The sequence below is a fragment of the Pontibacter deserti genome (assembly GCF_023630255.1).
GTDB classification, from domain to species: domain Bacteria; phylum Bacteroidota; class Bacteroidia; order Cytophagales; family Hymenobacteraceae; genus Pontibacter; species Pontibacter deserti.
In genome coordinates this window covers 166,498-189,980 of record NZ_JALPRS010000001.1, presented here as the reverse complement: position 1 = coordinate 189,980, position 23,483 = coordinate 166,498, and the positions used below count along the sequence as shown (strand labels likewise).

Below are 23,483 nucleotides of genomic sequence, written 5' to 3'. Positions count from 1 at the left end.
ACTACACAAACAACTGTAAATCAGTGATATAAAACGACACAGGAATAGTATGAGTTATAAGGTACCCGGCAAATTTAGTATAGGTATTTCCGTAACAAAGTAAAGGGATATTAAAAGTCTGTAAATACTTTTAATATCCCTTTAGCAGGTCTGCTAACTGCCCTAATTCATAGTGCCAAGCACAAATTTGTAAACAGTCAGAAGCTTTACTAATATGTATTTATACTTAGTGTGTCAGATCCTGACTCACATGGAAACCTACTTTACGAGGCAGTGTAATCATGTTCTCGTGTTTCTGTTTCAGGGTAATGCGTTCGATTTCGCTTACATCCTGCCCCATCAGGTCGTTATTAACAGCAGCTACCATAGCACTTTCAATTATAAGCCGCAGTGTTTTATTGTTAATCACGTTCTGCGAAATACGGTCATACGGCAGATCCATTTGTTTCACTCCTTCAATTACAAAGTGCCTGTCTATGTTTATAAGCATGCGCCCTACCAGGTAACCGGGATCATCTAAACGGTTATATTTTATAGTATCGGCCATAAAGTTGTAAGCCATAATATGACCGAAAAACCTGCGCCGAAAGTCCTCCTCTATGTAATCGTTTCGCATCAGCTCGCAATCGTCCGGAAAAGTAATAATGTTGGAATGCATGATAAACATGAGCAGATCGCCAGAGAACTTAACATGAAATTCAAATTCACTGATGTTTTTATACTCGATGATCACATCTGCGTCCTGTTTTGTTACCCGTTCCGTAAGCTTTTTAACTATATCCTGAGCAATTTCCTTCATCCGCTCAAACGTAGCTTTAGTATTGCGGTATATAGCTTGTTTGGTAACTGACTTCTGATGAAGGCCATTGATTATATCACTTAATCTGTCTTCTTTGACTGCCATAACTGGTTTACTCTTTTTTGTATTGTTTTTACAGGATAAGCAGCTAAAGAGTTATAAAATATAACCTTCTCAGCAGTTTTATATGTTAAGAATTCAGACGTTATACGGTGGTGGCGGGGTTAACAACAGCGGTTCTTCGGCACCTACCCGGAAAGCTACCTGTCTTACACCGGGCTTTGTATCAGGATGTTCTAATAGCATTTGCTTTGCCTGCGGGGTCTTAAAAACATCTGCTACAGAATTTACAGCTCCTGCCGGAACATGCAGTTTATGAAGCGCCTGCAACAATACTTCCTGGTCAAAATCTGCGATCAGCTGGCTTAGCTTTTTATTCAGTTCCTGCCGATTATGCACCCGGTTATAGTTTGTTTTATACTTCTCATCCAGCGCCAGTTCAGCAGCATCTAACACCTGACACAACCGTTCAAATTGCCTGTCGTCGCCGATAGCTAAAACCAGTTGCTTTTTATCTTTGGTAGTGTATACACTTCCATAAGGCACTATACTTGGGTGATCAGAGCCCATGCGTTGCGGATTATACCCAGCTACCAGCCAACTGGTAGCCTGGTTTGCCAATGCCGCCACTGCTGCATGTATTAATGATACCTGCACGTATTGCCCCTGCCCTGTTCGCTCACGCTGCACTAATGCTACTAATAAACCTTCTTTTAATTGATGAGCTGCCAGAATATCCATCAACGCGACCGGCATTTTGGTAGGTTCGCCTTCTGGTTGCCCATTCAAGTACATAAATCCGCTTTCGGCTTGCACTACCGCATCATATCCCGCTCTGTTTTCTTCAGCACCATAACCTGTAAGGTGGCCATAAATGAGCTTTGGATTTATACTTTGCAGTGTTTTATAATCTACTTTTAATTTTTCGGCATCACCTGGCTTGTAGCTGCCAATTACTACATCAGCCTTTTTTACCAGTTCATATAGGTGTTCCAGATCTTGCGAATTCCCTAGGTTTAAAGGCAATGATACTTTTCCCCAGTTGGCAGCGCAAAAGTAAGCGGGTGTATCTGTATCGGCGGGTTCTGACTTTAACTTCCAGCGGCGGGTAACATCACCATTCGTTGCGGCATTTTCTACTTTAATAACGTTTGCACCTAGTTCTGCAAAAAACTGACCTACGCTAGGCCCGGCTAACACACTGGCCAGTTCCAACACCAGCATATTATTACAAATCATAGCTCCCGGTTTTTGGTTACTTTCCAAACTTCGTAAAAATATCTATAAATATGGTTCTAACCTGAGGAAAGAGATTGACAAGCTACAGTTATCAAAACGAGGCTGTACTTTAACTTGGTTTAAAACTGGAAGGAGCTTAAAGCATACTTAGAATTATAGAAAACATAAAAGGCTATCCTGCAAAAGCAGGATAGCCTTTTATGTTTTCTGTTAAATGCTTCTTATAACAAGAAGAAAAGCGCATTAATAATATTTACACCAAGCAAAAGATAAAAGTTTGGCGAATCTTGTATAGCCTTTTTCATACTGAATATAATAACTGTAAGATGAAGTCAGTGTTTAAATAGCATTTGCTACTTTCACATCTTACGCCCCACTATATCAAATGTTACAGCTAAATATAATTTTTTATATACTTCTTGTTTGATGTAAATATTTATATTCTTATATGTTTCATACAAAAACAGCCTATACTTTATCCAAAGTGAATTTCAATAGCTTTAATTAATATATTGCAAATATAATATATATTGCACTTTACAAAATTTATTACAACAAAATATTGCAGTATTTACAAATCAGGTTTTAATGATTGGGTGTGAAGGAGACTACAGGCATAGAAATGATCATAAATATTTTTATCTTTACCATAGACCTAATAGGCTCAATGCTTATCAGGACCCAAACTATTAGATATAAAAACTATAACCTTGAATTTTCATTCATTTAAATTACACGAAGACGTTGTTACTGGAATAGAGTCTATGGGGTACAACACCCCTACCCCTATACAGCAACAGGCAATACCACTTATACTTGAGCAAAAAGACCTGATAGCCTGCGCACAGACAGGAACTGGCAAAACGGCTGCTTACCTGCTCCCGCTAATAGACCGTATCTCCCACGCCAACGCTTCACATACCAGCACACTTATACTTGTACCTACCCGCGAACTTGCTAAACAGATAGATGAGCAGGTAGAAGGTTTAGGTTATTTTGCGCCCGTTAGCTCCATCGCGATTTATGGAGGAAACAAAGGTGGTGAATGGGACCAGCAGAAACGCGCGCTTACCAGTGGCGCTGACATTATTATTGCTACTCCGGGCCGACTGATGTCGCATATGGCGCTGGGTTATGTAAAGCTGGACCAATTGAATTATCTAGTACTGGATGAAGCAGACAAAATGCTGGATATGGGCTTTATGGACGATATCCTGAAGATTGTGCGCCAGCTACCTGCCAACCGCCAGACCCTGCTTTTCTCGGCTACCATGCCTAAAAAGATACGCGACCTGGCACAGCAGATACTGCAGAACCCTGAAGAAATAAATCTGGCTGTATCAAAGCCTGCCGAAGGAATTGACCAGCGCATGTACCTGACCTACGACAACCAGAAGCTTCCTTTACTGGAGCACATTCTGCGTGAACTGGAAGTACAGAATATGATCATTTTCACATCCCGCAAATCAAACGTAAGCCAGATTGTAAGGTCTCTGCGCAAAATGGGCTTTGAAGCTGAAGGGATACAGTCTGACATGACCCAGGATGAACGTGAAGCTGCCCTACGCGATTTTAAAAACAAAAAATACCAGATACTGGTTGGCACTGACATACTTTCACGCGGCATCGACATCGACAACCTGAGCCACGTGCTGAATTTCGATATGCCGCAGGACGCTGAAGATTATGTACACCGTGTGGGGCGTACGGCGCGCGCTGCATCTACAGGTATGGCGATTACATTTGTGAACGAGAACGACATGTACCGTGTACGCAGGGTAGAGCAGTTAATTGAGCGGGAAATACCTAAATTAGCTTTACCGGAAGACTTTGGTCCCGGACCTGCTTACGATCCAAATAAAAGAGGTCATGTTCGTCATAGAGAAGGAAGCAGACCTGAAAGAAATAACAAAGGCCGTTCTGATAACAAAAACCGAAACCGTAACAGAAATAAACCTAAGGCTGGCCCAAGACCGGAACAAGGAGTAACAACAGGTGAAGCAACTACAGCACCTGTTGCACAACAGGCTGTTTCAGAAAACAGGCCGAAGAAGCGCCGCAATAACCGCAACCGCAACAGAGGCAATCGTGGGCCTGCGGGTAGCACAGCACCTCAGACAACCCCGACAGAATAATAAAAAAGCCGCTCTAATTTCTGGGCGGCTTTTTTTATTATAAGTTAAATCTATAGTTTCTGCACTAACGCACCTGCGGTAGTTACATCATGCACCGGCAATTTATACTTTGCTAATTCTGATCTCATGCGGGATATGTACCAAAGCTTATTACTACCATCAAGCACCACAGCTTTAACCTTAAAAGGCTTTAACATTTCAGGTTTAATTCTGGCATTTTTGGTAAGTATAACATAATCTAAATCTATAGTTGTTACAGGCTGTATCTTTAGGGGCTTGCTTACTAACAGTAATTTCCTTCCCTGCCAAACCAGCAATTCATTTCCGTCAGGTAAAGTTTGTGAAAACACACCGGCTTTAGTTTTTAATGACTCCCCTACTACTTTAAAAACTGGTGCAGTAACACCCAGATCCCATAGGTGCGCCTGAATGTTGAAAGTATAATTTTGCCTGTCTTGAAGCAGAGTGCTATCAGTAACAAGTATAGCTTCCCGGTTCTGGAGAAAGGAAAGAGCCGTACTTCCACGCAGACTATAAATAGCCAGCAGTTTTTGGTTTTGCTGTTCTGACTCTTCTAGAATCTGCTGCACTGCAAGCACACCAACTATAAGCACAGCAAACGTTAAGTAGCGCAACTGCTTTTGTAAAAGAAATAAGAATATAAGCGCCAGCACTGCATACAACAACCACGACTGTAGCGCAGTAATATCTAAACCGTTAATAAGTGCATGTGGTAAGTTTGTAAGCAACAGGTTAAACTCGTTCATAACCCAGATCAAGCCAAAGTGTAATGCAAAGAGCGCATCAGCCAGCAAAGGCACCCAATGGAAGACCAGTGCAGCCATACCACTATAAAGGGCAAGGGTAGAAACAGGCACCACCACAATATTAGCCAGCCAGAAGTATACCGGGAACTGATGAAAATAATAGATACCTAACGGAAGAGTTATTAATTGTGCTGCGACAGCAATAGAGAACAGCTCCCAAACTTTATCTAAAAGCCAGCTATTTACAATAAGTAAACTATAGATACCAGGCTGCAAGGCCACTATCCCAAACACTGCCAGAAACGACAACTGGAATCCTACATCGAACAGTAGATAAGGATCGTAGAAGAGCAGCAGGAAAGCTGCAGCAGCAAGGGTATTATAAATGTTATGCCGCCTGCTCAAGACCATAGCTATAGTTATTAAGCTAAACATCAAAACTGCCCGTAGCACCGACGGCGACCAGCCTGTTACAAAAGCATATAACCATAGTAAACCAAGCACAAGCAGCGCATAAAGCAGCCGCTGGGAGTAATTCAAGTTTATACTTTTAAACAGGAGCAGAAACACTCCGAAGATCAGCCCGACATGCATACCCGAAACGGCCAGCACATGCATGGTTCCGGTAGCTGCATAACTATCCCGTATAGCGTTATCCAGGTCATCTTTTACACCAAGTATAAGTGCTGTAGCAATACCAGCTTCGCGCTTATCCGGCACATGCTCTTTTATTACATTCTCGAGGTAGCGGCGCAACTTTATACTTACAAACTGCAGGTAATTAGGTGGCTCATTCCCGAGGTGTGTAAACTGATGTGCCTGCAGGTTTTGGCGATGGTAAACACCTTTCTGCTGCAGGTATGCTTTATAGTTGAACTGCTCCGGATTCAGTGGGCCTGGCACTAGCACCGGAGACCCTTTTACAAGTAATTTATCGCCATAAGTAAAAGTATAATCTTCGGGTGTATCGTGTGGTACAGTTACCTGCACCAACCCTGTTGCAGGTTGCCATTTGCCGTTCACCAATACCTGTTCTACATCCAGCACTGTGCGCTGATAACCCGGCTTCTGGATAACATAATCATTAACAGTGCCGATGTAGTTAGTTGGCTTATTGGTAAGGTTAGCAAGATGCTCTGGTTGCAGATGAGGCGTGCGCAAATCAGTGACCCAGAAACCCGCAGCAACAAAACAAAATAACCCGGCTATACCTACCCAGGCATTCGTTTCTGCAGATCTGTTTTTGCGCACGTATAAGTATAAGCTAAAGAATAGGAAAACAAAAAAGGTGAAGACTTCAGGACCATACCTGAAATCTTCACCTATACTTACATAGAGCAAAATGCCTGCTATAAAGCTAAGCGCGATCCTTAAAAACGGATATGGCGCCCATTGCAGCATCAGCCCACAAATACCATTTTATAGTGCTGGATATCGCATTCTGTGAACATGTCGCCTTCCGTTACAAAGCCGTTCCGCTTATAAAAGTTTACCGCTGGTAACTGCGCATTCAGGTATATCTTTTTGTCAGCCTGCTCTGCTTTTACATCGTTTAAGACAGCTTTCAAGACTTCAGCACCAACCTGCTTGTTTCTATAGTCAGGCAGCACTGCAAAGCGCTCAAGTTTTACACCCTGGTCGGTTATGCGCCAGCGGGCAGCCCCACACGGCACACCTTCGCAGGTAGCTAAGTAGTGGTTTGCGATATCTTCGAAAGCATCATTTTCGGCATCACGAGGCACTTTCTGCTCTTCCACAAATACCTGCTCACGTATCTGGAAAGCCTTCTTCAGGTCCTGCTCCTGCTCAGCTCTTATAACCTGTATCATGTAACCTGAAATAGATTATGCGTTCTGTCTTACACGTTTATGGTTAACTACACCATTCTTTTCGTCTTCTTCAGCCTGTGCATCGCGCTTAGCACGGCGCTCTTCCTCCAGCTTGGTATAAGCATTCACAATATCTTTTACCAGGCGGTGGCGCACCACGTCATCAGCTGTCATTTCCACAACGCCAATACCTTTTACACCGCGAAGAATGTTCAGGGCCTCCATCAAACCGGAACGCTGGTTACGCGGTAAGTCGATCTGCGACCAGTCTCCGTTCACCATCAGTTTGGCGTTCGGCCCCATACGCGTTAAAAACATCTTCATCTGAGCTGGCGTCGTGTTCTGGGCTTCATCCAGCAGCACAAATGCATTGTTAAGGGTACGGCCACGCATGTATGCGAGCGGTGCAATTTCGATGATCTTGTTTTCCTGGTAATACTTCAGCTTTTCAACCGGAATCATGTCTTCCAAGGCATCATAGATCGGGCGCAGATAAGGATCTACCTTCTCCTTCATATCTCCCGGCAGGAAACCAAGGCTCTCGCCCGCTTCCACCACTGGTCTGGAGATGATGATCTTCTTTACTTCCTTATTCTTCAGGGCACGCACCGCCATCGCCACCGACACATAGGTTTTACCAGTACCGGCAGGCCCCAGCGCAAACACCAGGTCGTTCTTCTCCACGGCATCTACCAGCTTCTGCTGATTAGGTGTTTTCGCCTTTATCACACCGCCTTTAGAACCATACACAATTACGTCCGGCGATGTAACAATCACTTCTTCATCGGTAAAAGAATCCGAAGAAAGGTATCTATTTACGCTGTTATGCGTAATCTTCCCGAACTTGTGGTAATGGTCTATCAGCGACGAAAGAATTTCGTGGATTTTAGTGATCTCAGGCGTCTGACCCTGAATTTTGATCTCGTTACCTCTTGATATGATTTTGCTGCTAGGAAACGCGGCAGCCAGTTGTTTTATATTCTGATTTTCGGTTCCCAGGAAGTCAATCAGGGAAATATTTTCGAGTGTTATTACTTTCTCTACCAAATGTTTAGCTCTTATATAGAATGTTGGTTATATTTTCTTTAATTTAAAGAAATTTGGTTTATATACTTACAAATTTATCTAAATTATAGTTCTAAAGATGGCTGTAATTACGTTTATATCTGATTTTGGATATACTGATCATTATGTGGCGGCAGTAAAGGCAAAATTGCTTTCTCAAGACGCTGAATGTAAGATCGTTGATATCACCCACGCGATCGAACCTTTTAACATAGCCCATGCGGAGTTCGTCCTTGGCTCCGTGTACCAGGACTTCCCGGAAGGCACGGTACATTTGGTTGGTGTTGATACACATGGCAGTAAAAATGGTCGTTACCATGCGGCTCGTCACAACGGGCATTACTTCCTTTTACCCGACAATGGTTTGTTATCGCTTATTACAGACGGGCAACCTGAACTGGTAGTGGAACTGAATGCGCAGGACCCGTTGATGCCTTTCCCGGTAAAAGATCTGTTGGCCCCTGCTGCTGTATACCTGGCAAAAGGCGGCGATATAGAAGTACTTGGCGAACGAACTACAGCTATACGTCAGCTACTTAACCGGCAGCTGCGCCTGAACGATCACTCCATTATGGGACACGTCATTCATGTAGACCGCTACGGAAACCTCATTACAAACATAACCCGCGATAGCGTGGACACGATAGCCCATGGCAGAACTTTTACAATACATTTTGGCCGTGAAACGATTGGCCGCATCCACCCTAACTATACACAAGTAGACGACGGCGACTGCTGCTGTATTTTTAACTCCCAAAACCAGTTGTGTATCGGCATTAACAAAGGCCACGCCGCCGAGCTATTAGGTCTAGGTTTCGACTCACAAATAGACGTTCGCTTTTACCCGGGGAGTTGAGTTAATGTTGAATGACTGAATAACCGAATGATTGAATAAAGCAGGTATAAAAAATTAACTTTACTTTCACATTCAGTTATTCAAAATCCAATTATTCATAATTATGCTTATTCGCATCGTACGGATGACGTTTCAGCCGGAGAAGACCGGGGAGTTCCTGGAGATATTCCGAACTTCTAAGGACAAGATTCGTGCATTTGAAGGCTGCAACCATGTAGAGTTATTACAGGACCTGAATCACCCTAACGTGTACAGCACCTATAGTTTGTGGGACTCGGAAGAACACCTGAACAACTACCGCGATTCCGAGCTTTTCGGGCAGGTATGGAAAGCCACCAAAGCCCTTTTTGCCGATAAGCCACAGGCCTGGTCTAATGTGCAGGTAGATGTATAAATCTATAGACCTGGGTGGCTGCATAGCTCAGGACAGCGTTTTACCTCTCTGTTATTTCGAGCTTAACCCAGGGAGCATATGTGCCTTATATTGCTTGTTTTGTCATCCTGAGCGAAGTCGAAGGATCTTATATGTCTTATAGCTAAGTTTATACTCGCCTAAACCAAGCTATCCTTCCAAACTTCAACTAATCCTAGGAGCTTTACTTACCTATAGTTCTATAGTTTGCTTCGGTGCCCTCATGGCCGGGAGGCCCCGTCTTCGGGCATCGCGCTGTGCAAATCTCTTTTGCTCCTAAAGTCGCAATGCCTATTCGGCACCAGATATTTACAAGGCGCTCAACCCAAAGACTGTGATCTTTCTCATAGTTACCGCTTAACTATAGTTTGAAACAATAAGCTTCGAGTTTTATCGTGGTCATAATTTCGTAGGGACAGGTCGCGACCTGTCCGCTCATAGACTGAAACCATAGAACTATAAACCAAATTATAGCTAAACCTGAAAAGTCCCCCTTTGAAGGGGGTGAAGGGGGATGATAACCGGAAACTATAGAACTAGAAAGTCAACTATAACAAGAACTAAAAACTCCCCGCCTTAGACAAGGAGGGGATAAAGGGGTGGTTGGACTGCGGTAATTATGAAACTATAACCCAAGACGTTCCCATGAACTTCACTCGCTTTGGGAACTTAGAAATTGAATCAAACAAACTATAGGCTTTTGCTGTACCTTTATAGGCGTAAACCGCATGCTTTTATTACATCAGAGAAGAAGCTAACTAAAACTGAACTATGAACTACTTCGAGTTTTATAATATACCTGAAAGTTTTATACTTGACGAGAAAGCCATAAAGAACAAATATTACCAGCTTAGCCGCGAGTACCACCCTGACTTTTACGCCAATGAAAGCCCCGAAAAACAACAGGAAATTCTGCAGCTATCTACCCTAAACACCAATGCCTACCGCACACTATCGGATGCTGACCTGCGCATGCAGTATATTTTAAAAGAGCACGGCTTGCTGGAGGAAGGGAAGAATGAGATTCCTTCGGACTTTTTGATGGATATGATGGAAATTAACGAGGAGCTGATGGAACTGGAATTTGATTTTGACGCTGCTAAACTGCACGAGATAGGCGAGAAAAGTACAGGTATAGTTGCCCAGCTGGATAACGATATTTTGCCGGTATTGCAGCGATACCCTGAGTTACACGGCTTTACAAAAGAAGAGGCCCTGGCTGAAGTAAAAACCTACTATCTGAAGAAAAAATACCTGTTGCGTATTCAGGAAACTTTATCTAAGTTTGCAGGACGTTCCTGAAAGAGGAACAGCATTTTTAGTTCGACTACAGGCTCTGGGCACTACCAAACCAAAGTTTAGAACTAACAAGCCCAGATGGCGGAATTGGTAGACGCGTTGGTCTCAAACACCAATAACTTCGGTTGTGCCGGTTCGACCCCGGCTCTGGGTACCACTAAAGTATAAAAGCCTTGCAGATGAAAATTTGCAAGGCTTTTTGTTTTCAGGGTATATTAACTTCCTCCTAGATACGGAAAATCATTCAGCCTCTACCTGCCATTCTCCTACACTGCATCATTCAGCACAAGCACAGCAATTATCAGGCATCTCACATCATTTCCATTGTCCTCCCGCTGCAGGCAAAGCATCTTTGCACAGGTTCTATCATAACCGAACACCACCATTCCTAAAACCGATAAACTATGAAAAAACGAGTAACCACTATTCTCCTGCTTGTGCTGCTGCAGTTGGTGCAGGCACATGCGCAACAAGCACCTGCCATACATGGAAGCGTAGTAAATGCAGAGGGCAAGGCCATAGAGTATGCGAATGTTATACTTTTGCAGGCAAAGGATTCTGCTGCCGTTGGAAGTACGCTAGCGGATGAGTCAGGCAAATTCCATTTCACCTCCATTAAGGCTGGCACTTACATTATCGCTGTTAAGCAACTGGGGTATCAGCAGGCATTCAGCCAAAGTATAACGGTAACAGAACAGCCTATCAATGTTGATCCTATCATGCTTACACCAACTGTAAACCAGCTGGCAGAGGTAACGGTGCAGGGGCAAAAGCCATTGCTGGAAGTACAGGAAGACAAGCTGGTGCTGGATGTAGCCCAAAGTATAGCGGCAAGCGGAGGCAACGGACTGGAGGTACTGGAGAAGCTCCCGGGTGTAAGTATAGATCAGGATGGCGGCATTGCCCTGAACGGGAGAACGGGCGTATTGGTAACCATTAACGGGAAACAGACAAATTTACCCGCAGCCGAGGTGGCAAACCTGCTTCGTAGCATGAGTGCCAACACCATGGAAAAAGTGGAGCTTATCACGCATGCTTCTGCAAAGTATGATGCAGCCGGCAATGCAGGTATCATCAACATAAAGCTTAAAAAAGGCCTGGCCGATGGCACCAACGGAAGTATAGCGGCTGGCACAGGCTACGGCAAGTATGGCAAAGCCAATGCAGGCATCAACCTGAATACCCGGGGCGATAACTTTAACCTCTTTGGCAACTATAACTACCTGTATAACAAACGCTATGTAACACTTGATCTGAAAAGAAGTGTAACGCACGAAGGCCAGACAACTTATTTCGATCAGTTTAACTACAGACCTTCATTTTCACATAGCCATACTTACCAGGCCGGGGCAGACTTTACTTTAAGCAAAAACGATCAGCTAGGCATACTTTTCAATGGCAATAATTACATCATGGAAGTAGACCCCAGAAATACCACAGACTTCAGAAGTAACCCGACTGCCGCGCCAGACTCTGCTTTGCAACTAAAAAACCACATCGATACGAAATGGTTTAACTACACGCTAAACGCTAACTACAAGCACAGTTTTACACAGAAAGGCCATGAGATAACCGCTGATGTAGATTACTCAAGTTTCGGTTTCCAGCAGAACGATAACATTACCACGGACTTTACTTTCGCGAACCCAGCCAAACCAACTTACAGCCAGACCCTGAGAAGCGATGTGCCTGCCGATATTTCCATACTTGTGTTGAAAAGCGATTATGCATTGCCACTCGGCCAGGGCACGCAACTGGAAACCGGCGTAAAATTGAGCCATGTAAAAACCAAAACCGATATTTTGTATGAAGAACTGCAGGATAATAGTTGGAAAACCGACGAGACCAGGACAAACGATTTCCTTTATACAGAAAACATCAGTGCAGCATACGTAAACTTTTCAAAACAAATCAACAAGTTCAGAATACAGGCAGGCTTACGCGCCGAGCATACTATGGCCGAAGGAGAATCTGAAAGAGCGGAGGCCACAGACAAAAAAGACTACCTGAAGTTTTTCCCGAGCATTTCGGTAAGGCAGCAACTAAACGAAAAGTATAACATTGGCTTATCGTATAGCCGCCGCGTAGACCGCCCGGTTTACCGCGACCTGTTCCCGTTCATCTTCTTTATGGACCCTTATACATATGTGCAGGGTAACCCATACCTGCAGCCGCAGTTTACCAATACCATACAGTTGTCGGGTAACTATAACAGTAGCTATACTTTAACACTTGGCTACAGCCAAACAAAAGACTTCTTCACAAACATTACCCACCAGGATGATGAAACAGGGATAGGGTATGCCTCTAAAGAAAATTTCAAGGACTTCTACAATTATAACCTGAGCCTGATTGCCCCGATTATAGTAACAAACTGGTGGGTGAGCAACAACAGCGTAAGCGTGTTCTACAACAAGTTCAACACTGTGTTCCTGGGCGAGAAACTTGACATCGGGCAGTTGAGTACGACTGTAAACTCCAGCAACTCCTTTAAACTACCAAATAGCTTATCGATGGAGCTGAGCGCCCTCTACCATTCTCCTACCGTGATGGGTGCCTATCATGTAAAGTCTAATTACAACGTGAACCTGGGCATACAAAAACAGGTTTTACAGCAGCGTGGCAGCATCCGGTTAAGTATAACGGATATCTTTAAAACTAGCAGGATGAGCAATACCATAAACTTCGCGAACATGAACATGGACATGGATAGCCGCTGGGAAAGCCGCCAGGTGCGCCTGAACTTTACCTACAACTTCGGCAACAAAGACCTAAAACCGCTACGCCGAAGAAGCTCCGTCTCGGAAGAGGAACAACGCAGAGCCAGCCAGTCGAATTAGTAATTACAGGAAGCAGTTAGCAGTGATCAGTAAGTAGTGATCAGAAACCATTAGTACAACCTAAAACTATGAAAAACCTTTTTGTATTCACTTTGATGGCTTTAAAGAGTATAATTGTGAGTTACAGAACAAACAGTACTGCCTTAAAAACAAGAATTTACTGCTGCATTTTACCGCAATAAAATGGCGATACTAAAATTTGTACTGTCGGTAGTCATTTAAAAACTTTCTGATAACTTTCCTGTAATTTTGACAACACACCAAAGTATAATGCCCATTAAAAGCGAAATCTTACACAAGTATAAATGGCCTGCCAGCCTGCTATTCTGGCTTTTCGTGGGAATTCTTTATGTTTTATACACTACGCTGCTGGACATGCATGCGTCAACTCCTCCTGTTGTATGGTATCAGCATAGCAGCTATAAAATTGCCGTTCACATTGTCTGGGGTGTTGTAACGGTACCTTACCTGCAATTGCTAAGCAGAGCGGGGGCACCAAATAAGTGGGTTAAATACATTTTATTAACTATAGCTGCCGCCGCCATTCATGCTTTTGTAAGTGTGATAAGCTACGGGTTGCTGGCATCCATCATATCTTTTGACACCACATTTGAGGCAGGACGCTACTGGGATGGTGGATTTTACCATTTCTCCAGACTGTTCTTTATCAGCTGGCTTACGACAATCGTCATCTTTATAGCCTGGCTTGGCTGGGAAAACCTCCAGGCAAATCAAAGACAGGCCAAGCTTAATGCCGAACTGCAGTCGCAGCTGGTACAAACCCAATTGCAGATGCTGCGCATGCAGCTAAACCCCCACTTTATCTTCAACACATTTAATACCATTTCGATGATGGTGCGGGCTAACAAAAACGAAGAAGCTACCGACATGCTGGCGAAACTGGCCGAGCTGCTGCGCATCAGCCTTTATAAAAATGAAAAGCAGCTTATTCCCCTGCACAAAGAACTGGAGTATTGCCGCCACTACCTCGACATTGAACTGGTGCGTTTTAAAGACAGGTTAAAAGTTGAATTTGATGTGCAGCCGGAAACCGAAAAGATACTGGTGCCCGGTATGATTTTACAGCCTCTGCTGGAGAACGCATTTAAACATGGCCTGATGAACTCCATAGACTCCTCTCCTATTCTTAGGATTGAAAGCCATCAGTTGGAAAATGATTTAATCATCAGCATTAAAAATACCGGCAAATTAGAAACCACGGTGTTTAACGGAAATGGCATTGGGTTACAAAATGTACGGGAACGCTTAAAACTGCATTACGGCGATAAAGCACATTTTGCCTTAGAGCAGCAAAACGGTTTGGTGTTGGCAAGTATAAATATAGCCTCATGAGCAAGTATAAAACCATAGTTGTTGACGATGAGCCGGCCGCTCGCGAAGGTTTGGCTGCACTACTACAAGCAGATGCTGAGGTAGAGGTAATCGGTATCTGCGCAAACGCTTTAGAAGCAATAGACCTGATGCAGCACACAACACCCGATATACTTTTCCTGGATATCCAGATGCCTGAAGTTAATGGCTTTGAGCTGCTTCGGTCACTCTCTGTGCCCCCTCCCGCCGTAGCTTTTGTTACCGCTTACGACCAATATGCCATTGCCGCTTTTGAGCACCACGCGATAGACTACCTCCTAAAGCCATTCACGAACGATCGCTTCTGCAACTGCCTTGCCAAGTGCAAAAGTGTAGTAGAGCAAAAGAACCACGGAGACTTAAGCGAAAAAATTCGGCAATTGCTGCAGGAACAGACAACGCAGAAAGAAGAAAAACTGATTAGTCCGGTTACCTCCATTAATGCGCTGAACAAGCTAAGTATAAAAGCCAACGGCAAGATCCTTCTCCTGGACCTAAACGATATCTGGTACTTTGAGGCGGAAGACTATTATGTAAACATCCACTATAAATCACAGCGCATTCTTATCCGGGACAGCATCAAAAACCTGGAGCAGCTGCTGGCAGAAAAGCAGTTTTGCAGAATCCATAAATCAACTTTGGTGAACCTGCAAAAGGTAACTGAACTGGAAAACCACTTTAACGGCGGCTTAATTATGAAACTGCAGAACAACACGGAGCTTAAAGTAAGCAAGAACCACAAGCAAGCGCTTCTGGAGCGATTCGGACTAGGATAGCCAACATGTGATGGAATGAGCTTTTATACCAAATTAAGGTAACAAATCTATGAATTGCTAAAACACTAGCAGTCAATTTACAGGCTTAAACCCGATTTTGTACTTCTAAAATATTAAGGAAATGCAGGTTAATTTTTGGATTAAAATATTGAAACTAAATGGTTTACAGCAGGTAAATATTATTAAGTAGAATCGAATTTAAATCTTGGACAAACTTACCGTACTCGTTGCATCGTTTTCAGGGCTGAGATTATTTTCAGACCAGTATCCGATTAGCATAGAGTAAGTTACACGCTCCAACTGCTTCGCATGGCGTATTGGGAGACTATTAGAGGTTATACAGAAAGTGGTAGTCAGCTGGACTTTAATCAGCAACTTTTAACGAGTACGGTTACAACCGTGAAACATCTGCTAAAAACAGTTAATGGACACAAGTCAGAAGCTGAAGATTTTGGAGAAATGCACCCCGTGGCAGAAAATTCAATAAAAGATAACTGCGGCCAATCCGTCATATTGATATCCTGATTATCAAAATATTTGTTGATGTATTTTAAAGAAACAACTAATCTCCGGGATCAAACCGGAAAGTTGTTGTCTGAAGTTCTTCAAGATACCGAAATATAAGGTATATACATCCCCCTGTACAGGTATTAGTGAAATCGCGGTGAATATTTATCGCCTCCTGATTGTTAAGGTCGCCCTATTATTCAGATTTATCAGACTAAAAAATCAGTATTACACTATGAAAAAAATGATCGCAGAGTTTATCGGGACAATGTGGCTGGTGCTGGGTGGCTGCGGAAGCGCAGTTTTAGCAGCGGCCTATCCCGAATTAGGAATTGGATTCGTAGGGGTATCGTTTGCTTTTGGTTTAACGGTACTTACCATGGCTTATGCCATAGGGCATATTTCGGGTTGCCATCTGAACCCGGCAGTTTCTATTGGCCTTTGGGTTGGCGGACGCTTTGATAAGAAAGAACTTTTGCCCTACATATTGTCGCAGGTATTAGGTGCCATTGCCGGCGCCGGCATTCTTTATATAATAGCTAGCGGCAGACCTGGTTTTGACTTAGGTAGCTTTGCTGCGAACGGTTACGGTGAGCACTCTCCGGGTGGCTATACTTTGGGGGCAGCCCTGGCAACCGAGGTAGTCATGACGTTTATGTTTATATTCGTCATCCTGGGTTCAACTTATCCAAAAGCTCCCGCAGGTTTAGCAGGAATAGCAGTAGGTCTTGGCCTGACACTGGTGCATTTAATAAGTATACCAGTTACCAATACATCCGTAAATCCGGCCAGAAGCCTGAGCCAGGCCGTGTTTGCAGGTGGCTGGGCGATAGAACAATTGTGGCTGTTCTGGTTGGCCCCTATTTTGGGAGCAATGCTGGCTGGTGTTGTTTATAACTATATTTGTCCGGGAGAGAAAGCCGAGGAAAAGACTCCACCTATTATTCAGACTACTCCTACGCTTCATCATTAGAAGCTGGTGTATAGCCTCATGTTTGACAGCATACAAAGTATAACAGGCAGGAAAGCTTCCCTGCCTGTTATACTTTAAAACCAACATACTCTTGTAATGTAGATGTATTACTTAACCATGTAAACTTCTATAGTTATAGAGTATACTCACTAACTTTCAACATCAGGTTATTATAAATTATCGCAGTCCCAATCTTCAATAGCTCTAAGGTTCTCTTCTGCAGCGTAAATCATGTCGGCATCACCACATTCTTTAGCTTTGTTAAAGAAATCAGTAGCTGTCTTTTTCATAGCATTGCAGTTCTCCGGAGTAGGATCGTTTGAGAAAGCAAGTACTTTGTTGTAGTTCAGCTGAGCCAGGTCATTAAGTTCTTCCATACAGGATTTTCCTTCCTCTTCGTCTGAGCAAGATGTAAGCACAACGCTACTGAAAATAGCCACAAACAGCAGCAAGCATAAGTTTAAGTTTTTCATAAAAAGTAAGATTAGATTGTTTGGTAAGATAAAGGCAAAATAAATATATAACAACAGCTATATTTAAGTGAGTGAGATAAAAGCCTCACAGAATCAATTACAAGCTAAACTGTCAGAAGGCTTTAATGACTACCCAGACCAGAATTTTCAGATCATAATCAAAACAAAAAGCCCATGCAGACAGTTTGCATGGGCTTTTTGAGTAATGATGAAAGCAAGTATACTTTAACCTTTTAGCTTATCAGTTATCTCATCCACTAATTCATCGCTCCAGTTACCAGCCACTATTTCGTATTCTGATGTAGTCCAGCGCTGCAGGTAATCCTTTTCCAGCCAGTGGGTATCGTTGTTGGGGCCGACCGTGTAGTGGTTATGCTCCAGTTTAAAAAGCAGGTCTTTCCGGATATCAAAAGGCTCAACGTTGCCTTTGTTAAAGCCTTCCAGTCTTAGCCTGAGCCCCAGTTGCTGCACGTTACCGTTCTCTATACTTATCTCTTTATTATTGTCACTGGCGGGGTCTTTGGTCCAGGTATAGAGCTGGCGCTCCAGCACAAAGTTCTCGAACATAGGTATAACTGGTTTTATGCTCTGGTGTATATGCTGCCCAAGTACAATCAGTTAAAAGCTACTGGTTTATTTTAATAAACTTCTTTGATACTCGTTCTGCGCCAATTTGGAAGGTCAGCAAGTAAATACCTGGAGAAAGATGGCTTATATTTATTTTTCCTGCTTCCCTGTTAACGATAGAAACCTGCTTTTTACCTTGCATGTCTGTAAGCTCAATAGCGCTTACTTTAGCTTTGCTTCCTTTGTCATATAAAAATGTGATATATTCAGAAGCTGGATTCGGGAACACAGTAAGGCTCTTCTTAATTATCTCCTCCTCTATGCCTGTCACATCTTCGCCATCTAACATCCAGAGTTGTCTTCCGGCGCTAAGAGTATTAGCCATAAAGTAAATCTTACCATTTACTAGCATTATATTAGTTGGATCAGAATGATTTAATCCTGGAACCATCTCTGCAGCAAGCGAAACATCAGCACCTTCTGTAACCAACAATTCGCTCCCGTTTTCAGTGGTAGTGGCATTTAAATAAAGCTTGTTCCCAATTGGTGTCAAGTTTCGGGGCATCGATGCTATACTTCCTGCAGCAATATCAGCTACCATAAACGTATTGCCAGTAGTCCCGTCAGTTTGCCAAAGTTCGGTCCCATGAACTCCATCATCTGCCGCAAAATAAAGCTTATCGTTAAAAACGGTAAAGTCAGGGCTACCTATACCTGACAAAGCACCAGGTCCTATTTCTTTTACCTTTGTTGTACCTGCTGCAGTGCCATCTGTTTTCCATACTTCACTTCCAGACCCCTCGGTATAAGCAACAAAATAAAGTGCATTGTTATAACTATAAAGGCTTCTGATATTAGTAAACGGCATCGCTCCAGATTCGAAAATTGCTTTTGTTCCTGAAACCGTACCATCAGACTTCCACAGCTTTATTTCTCCCTTGCAATCTCCATATTCATTAGCAATAAAGTAGATGAAGCCATTGCCATAGGTGATCTGTTTAATATTACAAAAGTCCTTTAACTTTAAGGTACCTTCGCTTGTGCCATTGCTTACCCACAGATCGTCACCATCAAATTCTGTCGCGAAAAAGACTTTGTTTTCTGTAGCCACAATTGATTTTATAAACAAGGGAGAATCGTACATGTTTACACCTACATCTTTAACTGTTGTAAGTGTAGTACCATCTGTTTTCATTAGATAACTACGTCTCTCCTGTTCGTTAAACGCCGCAAAGTACAGGTTCTCTTCGCCCTGGTTGGTTAGCAGACTAGGATAAGAAGACCATACGTTGTTTGCATAATCTGTCAGTCTTATTGTACCTGCTTCTGTACCGTCAGTAGACCAAATTTCTCTCCCTTTGTCGTTCTGATTAGCTATAAAGTAAATCTTGTCTTTAAACTTTATAAGCTGTGACGGATCTGATGATAGAGCTCCCGGGTTTATATCTGCTAACACAGAAGCAGTTTGAGAATTGGTGTTAAATTGCCATAGTTCCCTTCCCTTCGCTGCTTTTGCTTCGTGGGTATCGAAAATCATGTTGTTACCTAAGGCTACTACTTCTCTGCTGTAAATACCAGTTCTGCCTTTATTTATATTCTTTAGTATGCTATAGTTTTCAAGAAGCTGATCTGCAGACCACAATTCTAGTCCTGTATTTGAAGAGTATCCTGAAAAATAATAGCGCCCGTTAAATAAATAAAAACTGGTAGCATAATTTATAGCCGGAGCCTTAGTACTACTTCCACTTGCTAAATTAATTATGTGAAAATCTTTTGTATTCGTGAAGTTAGGCTTGTTTAACCCTAAAAACATCAGACCTTGCTTTATGCCAAAGAGCTGGTTACTGTTCAATGTTCCGCCAAACAATTCGTAAGGCTTTGTGGTAACAACTTCCAGTTGTGCTACTGGAGTAACTGTATCGTTTTGCGGATCAAGACTCATTAAAGAAGTACCAGCCCCGCTACTTCCGGCACTTGAGAAAAAGAGTTTACCTTCATGAGCTATAAGGTTAGATGGGCCAAAATATTGCTCAGCAGTCTTATCATACACTTTTTCTGTACCTGTTGCCGTACCATCGGTCTCCCAGATAAAAAGCCTGTTCTTTTTATACTCAAAAAATGAGAAGTATAATTTGCCACTCAATTCAGCTACTCCACCATGGTTGATCAAATATCCTTCATGCACTTTACCTACCGGCACAGTATTTTCCACTGTGCCATCAGTCTTCATGATACCTACACTCTGGTCTGAGCCAAAAACAGTACCGCGAGCCACAAAGTATAGATTGTTGTTATAAATAATATGTTGAGAAAATATTCTCCCACCACTTTCACCAAATCCGTTATAGCCTGAACCGCTTCCTTCCAGGTTTGAAGTTAGTGGGTAAGTACCAGCAGGAGTACCATCGCTTCTCCACATTTTGGTATAGTTAGGACTATCTGTTGCCTGTGATTCAAAAAAGAACAGGCCGTTACAACTACCTTCAAAGGCTGTCACTTTACTCCAGGTATTTAATTTGTCTTTTATTAACGTTGTACCTGCTTTGGTACCATTACTCTTCCAGATTGCCAAAAAGCCATCTCCTCCATCTGAAATAGTTTCTGTGATCGTAAAGAAGATCTGATCATTTACTAGCGTCAGCCTTGGTATAGTTTTATCAATAAAGTTGGTAAGCTTCTGAATGTTTCCTGTGGTGCCGTCTGTCTTAAACAACTGCTGGCCACTGATGCCATCGTTTGCAACAAAGTATAGCTCATTATTTAATACGAGCAGGTTCCTTGGAGCAGAACTCCCAGAGCCCGGGTTAAGATCTTTGAATAAGAGCGTGTTTGATTCTGAACCATCACTGACCCAAAGCTCTTCTCCATAATTGTCAGAAGTAGCTGCAAAGTATAGTTTCCCACTATACTCTAAATACCCAGATGGCATAGAGCTTAGCTCAGCATTTGACCACTGAATATCGGTTACCTGGGTTTGTGCATGTGCCGGGATAGCAAACAGACAGAAAATAAATAAGTAGCGTAGAAGTTTGTTGTTCATATAAGTATGGTTAAAAACCGAACTATTCAGGCGATGTGCAGACTTTACTGTTTGTATAGCTAGAATAATATTGAAATATATTCAATAGTAAATATATATAAAGCCGGTAAGATTTTATTGAATGTGATCCAGTTCTATAATAGTTAGCTTCAAAATGTAGCAGAAGTCGGGTGTGGTTATAACTGCTGGTATGTACTATTAACAATATTATGAATAGTTAATAGTCAAGAATAAGTTGGGGCAAATTTTAGGATTGGAATAGGATGGCAAAAAGGCGGCAAAACTTAAGTTAAAATATGTTTACATTAATTCAATTGCATAAACAAGTTGATATAGAACCTGCAAACCGCATTTACAGATGGAATCAGTCATTTAAAACCATTCGAGAACGGCTCTTGGTACTTAAAAACAAAAAGGCCTTGCAGATCAAAATCTGCAAGGCCTTTTGAAGTAATTAGTAACTCTGCCTATTCTCTACTTAAAGTAAAACCCTTTAATTTATTATTAGACCTCATCTATAAATCCACTAAAGCTATACTTGTTAGTTCGCCTGCACAGGCAACTTCAGCTCAAATTCCTTTCCTTGTGGCACAGTTAGGGCAAAGTCTTTTATCCAGGGGTTATACAGGCGAAGGGTTTTATAGTTGGTGCCCTGTTGCAAAGCGTAGTCAGCTAAGTTAGGAATGGTAGCGGTAACCTTTACGGTTCGTGTTGGCAGTGGCTGGTAACCTGCTCCTTCGGGTAGCTCAAATTTATACTTCTGTGGGTTGCCTAATATCTCTTTTAAAGCCAGAATCCGGAACATATAGCGCGAGGTCTCGTCGTTCAGGTAAAGGTCATAATAGCTTTGTACACCCTGTTGTTCCAGCGCACGGTCCAGGCCCCCCATACCCCTGTTATAAGAGGCCGCTGCATTGGTCCATGACCCGAAACGGTTCTTAGCACTTTTCAGGTATTTTATGGCTGCAAACGTGGCTTTGCGTACATGGAAGCGCTCATCTACTTCGCTGTTCACAATAAGGCCATAGCCGCGGGCAGTATCGGGCATCAGTTGCCAGAAACCTGCTGCACCAGCCGGTGAGGTAACCTGCCCAAACAGGCTTTCAGCAAGTGCCAGGTAGATAAAATCTTCGGGTATATCGTTCTCTTTAAGTATAGCTCTGATCTCGGGCTCGTAACGCTGCATGCGTTTAAGGCCAAGCAAGGTGGTGGCGTGCAGGTATGAGTTTACCAGCAGTTCACGGTCCAGGCGCTCTGCCACATCGGGTACATGCAACGGCACCGGTTCGCCGGCAAAGCTGAGCGAGCTGGGCACAACTGTAGGCCTTATAGCATCAGTATTTCGTTCATCCTCTGCCAGCTCATGTTGATTACCTGCTGTAATCACCTGTTGTTGGCTAAATAGCTGTAGTCCAACTACTAAAAGCAACGTGATAGCAATGTATTTCCAGTTCTGTTGTGCCATAGCTTCCTCCTTATCTTTACAGAATATACTTTAAAACGCCCTCTTTAAATTAACGAAAATTACCTGCTAATCAAAAAGAGAACGCACGGATGAGCTAAACAGTACTTTTGCTAGGCGAGTTGCATTTTATAACTTTAAGATTTCTTATGTGGCTTTAATAAAGGCAAATAACGAACAAGGCCGGTTAAACTTCTACTCCTGCCCTCTCAACTTTTCGGTCAGTTCTTCAACCAAAGCATCTCCCCATTTGCTGGCTATAGTTTCATAGTCTGCGGTTTCCCAGCGTTGCAGGTAATCTCTTTCCAGCCAGATGGTGTTTTTGTCGGGGCCTACGGTGTAATGGTTGTATTCCAGTTTAAAAAGCAGGTCTTTGCGCAGGTCAAAAGGTTCAATACCGGGTTTGTTAAAGCCTTCCAATCGAAGTATAAGCCCCAGGAACTGCACATTTCCGTTATCTACACTTACTTCCTTATCCGAGTCTGCAGAAGGGTCTTTTGTCCAGGTATCAAGCAGGCGCTCCAGGGTAAAGTTTTCGAACAGCGGTAGCACGGGTGCAATATTCTTATGGATGTGCTGTCCAAGCATGGGAAGTATATCGTTGTATAGTTGCTGAATTGACTGTTTATTACGAATAGGTCTTTCTTCCATGTCTGTTATTATACTATAGTTAGTGCACTGGCTGCAATATGTAATAATCTGCTATCCTCGTTCAATTACAATGTACCTGGCAGAGTATCCATTGCTTTTGTAGAGTAGTTGCAGGGCGGTGATGAGCGATCTGGTGGCAGAGTAAAGCGCTTGCTCTGAACCGAGCGGCTCCAGGTAATTCTTATAGCCTTTGCCGGTAATGCGCTGCACAAAACGACGTGCTTCAGCGTTCTGCACATCAGATAAGGCTTTTGCTAATACCACGTGCTGCATGTATGGCAAGGCTGTTCGCATGCTCTGGTAATCCGAAAAGGAATAGAGCCTGTAGTAAGAACTGAGTTTAACAGAATACATAAAGCAGG

19 protein-coding genes and 1 tRNA gene are annotated in these 23,483 nt (G+C 42.9%); 9 read left to right on the top strand and 11 right to left on the bottom strand.

Annotated elements, in window-relative coordinates; genetic code table 11:
* Window positions 1-226 precede the first annotated feature (226 nt).
* Both MJ612_RS00800 and MJ612_RS00795 read right to left on the bottom strand, forming a co-directional pair.
* The gene (locus MJ612_RS00800) at window positions 227-904 is read right to left on the bottom strand and encodes a hypothetical protein (protein WP_187028537.1); all 678 of its coding nucleotides are present in this window, start codon (window positions 902-904) and stop codon (window positions 227-229) included.
* Between the two features lie 93 nt (window positions 905-997).
* Window positions 998-2,098 carry a CaiB/BaiF CoA transferase family protein gene (locus tag MJ612_RS00795; RefSeq protein ID WP_187028535.1) on the bottom strand — a complete coding sequence of 367 codons (1,101 nt, stop codon included), beginning with the start codon at window positions 2,096-2,098 and terminating at the stop codon, window positions 998-1,000.
* A 764-nt stretch (window positions 2,099-2,862) separates the two neighbouring features.
* Here MJ612_RS00795 and MJ612_RS00790 point away from each other — a divergent pair.
* Window positions 2,863-4,233, top strand: coding sequence for a DEAD/DEAH box helicase (locus MJ612_RS00790; RefSeq protein ID WP_187030644.1), 1,371 nt, complete (start codon window positions 2,863-2,865; stop codon window positions 4,231-4,233).
* Window positions 4,234-4,283: 50 nt separating this feature from the next.
* Here MJ612_RS00790 and MJ612_RS00785 read toward each other — a convergent pair whose 3' ends face one another.
* From MJ612_RS00785 to MJ612_RS00775, 3 genes are read right to left on the bottom strand one after another with little or no spacing between them, the layout of a single operon-like run.
* The gene (locus tag MJ612_RS00785; RefSeq protein WP_187028533.1) at window positions 4,284-6,401 is read right to left on the bottom strand and encodes a ComEC/Rec2 family competence protein; all 2,118 of its coding nucleotides are present in this window, start codon (window positions 6,399-6,401) and stop codon (window positions 4,284-4,286) included.
* Window positions 6,401-6,829: a GNAT family N-acetyltransferase gene (locus MJ612_RS00780; RefSeq protein WP_187028531.1), complete on the bottom strand. Its 429-nt coding sequence runs from the start codon at window positions 6,827-6,829 to the stop codon at window positions 6,401-6,403. Before MJ612_RS00780 ends, MJ612_RS00785 begins: the two co-directional genes overlap by 1 nt.
* Before the next feature lie 15 nt (window positions 6,830-6,844).
* Entirely contained in the window at window positions 6,845-7,876 is a 1,032-nt protein-coding gene (locus MJ612_RS00775; protein WP_187028529.1) for a PhoH family protein, read from the bottom strand.
* A 97-nt stretch (window positions 7,877-7,973) separates the two neighbouring features.
* On the opposite strand from MJ612_RS00775, the gene MJ612_RS00770 reads away from it, so the two are divergent.
* From MJ612_RS00770 to aqpZ, 8 genes are all read left to right on the top strand, one after another.
* On the top strand, window positions 7,974-8,750 hold the full coding sequence (locus MJ612_RS00770) for an SAM hydrolase/SAM-dependent halogenase family protein (RefSeq protein ID WP_187028527.1): 777 nt from the start codon (window positions 7,974-7,976) through the stop codon (window positions 8,748-8,750).
* Window positions 8,751-8,853: 103 nt separating this feature from the next.
* On the top strand, window positions 8,854-9,144 hold the full coding sequence (locus tag MJ612_RS00765) for a putative quinol monooxygenase (protein ID WP_187028526.1): 291 nt from the start codon (window positions 8,854-8,856) through the stop codon (window positions 9,142-9,144).
* Window positions 9,145-9,933: 789 nt separating this feature from the next.
* Window positions 9,934-10,464 (top strand): Fe-S protein assembly co-chaperone HscB, encoded by a 531-nt coding sequence (gene hscB / locus MJ612_RS00760; RefSeq protein ID WP_187028524.1) that lies wholly within the window; start codon window positions 9,934-9,936, stop codon window positions 10,462-10,464.
* A 69-nt stretch (window positions 10,465-10,533) separates the two neighbouring features.
* Window positions 10,534-10,618: transfer RNA gene (locus MJ612_RS00755), tRNA-Leu, on the top strand.
* Window positions 10,619-10,865: 247 nt separating this feature from the next.
* The gene (locus MJ612_RS00750; protein ID WP_187028522.1) at window positions 10,866-13,301 is read left to right on the top strand and encodes an outer membrane beta-barrel protein; all 2,436 of its coding nucleotides are present in this window, start codon (window positions 10,866-10,868) and stop codon (window positions 13,299-13,301) included.
* Between the two features lie 249 nt (window positions 13,302-13,550).
* Window positions 13,551-14,654, top strand: a complete 1,104-nt coding sequence (locus MJ612_RS00745) for a sensor histidine kinase (protein WP_250419000.1) — start codon at window positions 13,551-13,553, stop codon at window positions 14,652-14,654.
* The gene (locus MJ612_RS00740; RefSeq protein ID WP_187028518.1) at window positions 14,651-15,448 is read left to right on the top strand and encodes a LytR/AlgR family response regulator transcription factor; all 798 of its coding nucleotides are present in this window, start codon (window positions 14,651-14,653) and stop codon (window positions 15,446-15,448) included. The genes MJ612_RS00745 and MJ612_RS00740 overlap by 4 nt, the downstream gene beginning before the upstream one ends.
* 742 nt (window positions 15,449-16,190) lie before the next feature.
* Complete coding sequence (gene aqpZ, locus MJ612_RS00735) at window positions 16,191-16,928, top strand: aquaporin Z (RefSeq protein ID WP_187028516.1); 738 nt, start codon at window positions 16,191-16,193, stop codon at window positions 16,926-16,928.
* Window positions 16,929-17,098: 170 nt separating this feature from the next.
* On the opposite strand, the gene MJ612_RS00730 is transcribed toward aqpZ, so the two are convergent.
* From MJ612_RS00730 to MJ612_RS00705, 6 genes are all read right to left on the bottom strand, one after another.
* On the bottom strand, window positions 17,099-17,401 hold the full coding sequence (locus tag MJ612_RS00730) for a hypothetical protein (RefSeq protein WP_187028514.1): 303 nt from the start codon (window positions 17,399-17,401) through the stop codon (window positions 17,099-17,101).
* Window positions 17,402-17,626: 225 nt separating this feature from the next.
* Entirely contained in the window at window positions 17,627-17,968 is a 342-nt protein-coding gene (locus MJ612_RS00725; RefSeq protein ID WP_187028512.1) for a hypothetical protein, read from the bottom strand.
* 58 nt (window positions 17,969-18,026) lie between these two features.
* Window positions 18,027-21,008, bottom strand: coding sequence for an ELWxxDGT repeat protein (locus MJ612_RS00720; protein WP_187028510.1), 2,982 nt, complete (start codon window positions 21,006-21,008; stop codon window positions 18,027-18,029).
* A 541-nt stretch (window positions 21,009-21,549) separates the two neighbouring features.
* Window positions 21,550-22,473, bottom strand: coding sequence for a lytic transglycosylase domain-containing protein (locus tag MJ612_RS00715; RefSeq protein WP_187028508.1), 924 nt, complete (start codon window positions 22,471-22,473; stop codon window positions 21,550-21,552).
* A 192-nt stretch (window positions 22,474-22,665) separates the two neighbouring features.
* The gene (locus MJ612_RS00710; protein ID WP_187028506.1) at window positions 22,666-23,121 is read right to left on the bottom strand and encodes a hypothetical protein; all 456 of its coding nucleotides are present in this window, start codon (window positions 23,119-23,121) and stop codon (window positions 22,666-22,668) included.
* 51 nt (window positions 23,122-23,172) lie between these two features.
* Entirely contained in the window at window positions 23,173-23,475 is a 303-nt protein-coding gene (locus MJ612_RS00705; RefSeq protein WP_187028504.1) for a hypothetical protein, read from the bottom strand.
* Between the last annotated feature and the right edge of the window lie 8 nt (window positions 23,476-23,483).

What these genes read in the sequence shown, in the direction of transcription:
- MJ612_RS00800 (WP_187028537.1), bottom strand. Translation starts at nt 904, where the DNA reads ATGGCAGTCAAAGAAGACAGATTAAGTGATATAATCAATGGCCTTCAT.
- MJ612_RS00795 (WP_187028535.1), bottom strand. Translation starts at nt 2,098, where the DNA reads ATGATTTGTAATAATATGCTGGTGTTGGAACTGGCCAGTGTGTTAGCC.
- MJ612_RS00790 (WP_187030644.1), top strand. Translation starts at nt 2,863, where the DNA reads ATGGGGTACAACACCCCTACCCCTATACAGCAACAGGCAATACCACTT.
- MJ612_RS00785 (WP_187028533.1), bottom strand. Translation starts at nt 6,401, where the DNA reads ATGCTGCAATGGGCGCCATATCCGTTTTTAAGGATCGCGCTTAGCTTT.
- MJ612_RS00780 (WP_187028531.1), bottom strand. Translation starts at nt 6,829, where the DNA reads ATGATACAGGTTATAAGAGCTGAGCAGGAGCAGGACCTGAAGAAGGCT.
- MJ612_RS00770 (WP_187028527.1), top strand. Translation starts at nt 7,974, where the DNA reads ATGGCTGTAATTACGTTTATATCTGATTTTGGATATACTGATCATTAT.
- MJ612_RS00765 (WP_187028526.1), top strand. Translation starts at nt 8,854, where the DNA reads ATGCTTATTCGCATCGTACGGATGACGTTTCAGCCGGAGAAGACCGGG.
- hscB (WP_187028524.1), top strand. Translation starts at nt 9,934, where the DNA reads ATGAACTACTTCGAGTTTTATAATATACCTGAAAGTTTTATACTTGAC.
- MJ612_RS00750 (WP_187028522.1), top strand. Translation starts at nt 10,866, where the DNA reads ATGAAAAAACGAGTAACCACTATTCTCCTGCTTGTGCTGCTGCAGTTG.
- MJ612_RS00740 (WP_187028518.1), top strand. Translation starts at nt 14,651, where the DNA reads ATGAGCAAGTATAAAACCATAGTTGTTGACGATGAGCCGGCCGCTCGC.
- aqpZ (WP_187028516.1), top strand. Translation starts at nt 16,191, where the DNA reads ATGAAAAAAATGATCGCAGAGTTTATCGGGACAATGTGGCTGGTGCTG.
- MJ612_RS00730 (WP_187028514.1), bottom strand. Translation starts at nt 17,401, where the DNA reads ATGAAAAACTTAAACTTATGCTTGCTGCTGTTTGTGGCTATTTTCAGT.
- MJ612_RS00725 (WP_187028512.1), bottom strand. Translation starts at nt 17,968, where the DNA reads ATGTTCGAGAACTTTGTGCTGGAGCGCCAGCTCTATACCTGGACCAAA.
- MJ612_RS00720 (WP_187028510.1), bottom strand. Translation starts at nt 21,008, where the DNA reads ATGAACAACAAACTTCTACGCTACTTATTTATTTTCTGTCTGTTTGCT.
- MJ612_RS00715 (WP_187028508.1), bottom strand. Translation starts at nt 22,473, where the DNA reads ATGGCACAACAGAACTGGAAATACATTGCTATCACGTTGCTTTTAGTA.
- MJ612_RS00710 (WP_187028506.1), bottom strand. Translation starts at nt 23,121, where the DNA reads ATGGAAGAAAGACCTATTCGTAATAAACAGTCAATTCAGCAACTATAC.
- MJ612_RS00705 (WP_187028504.1), bottom strand. Translation starts at nt 23,475, where the DNA reads ATGTATTCTGTTAAACTCAGTTCTTACTACAGGCTCTATTCCTTTTCG.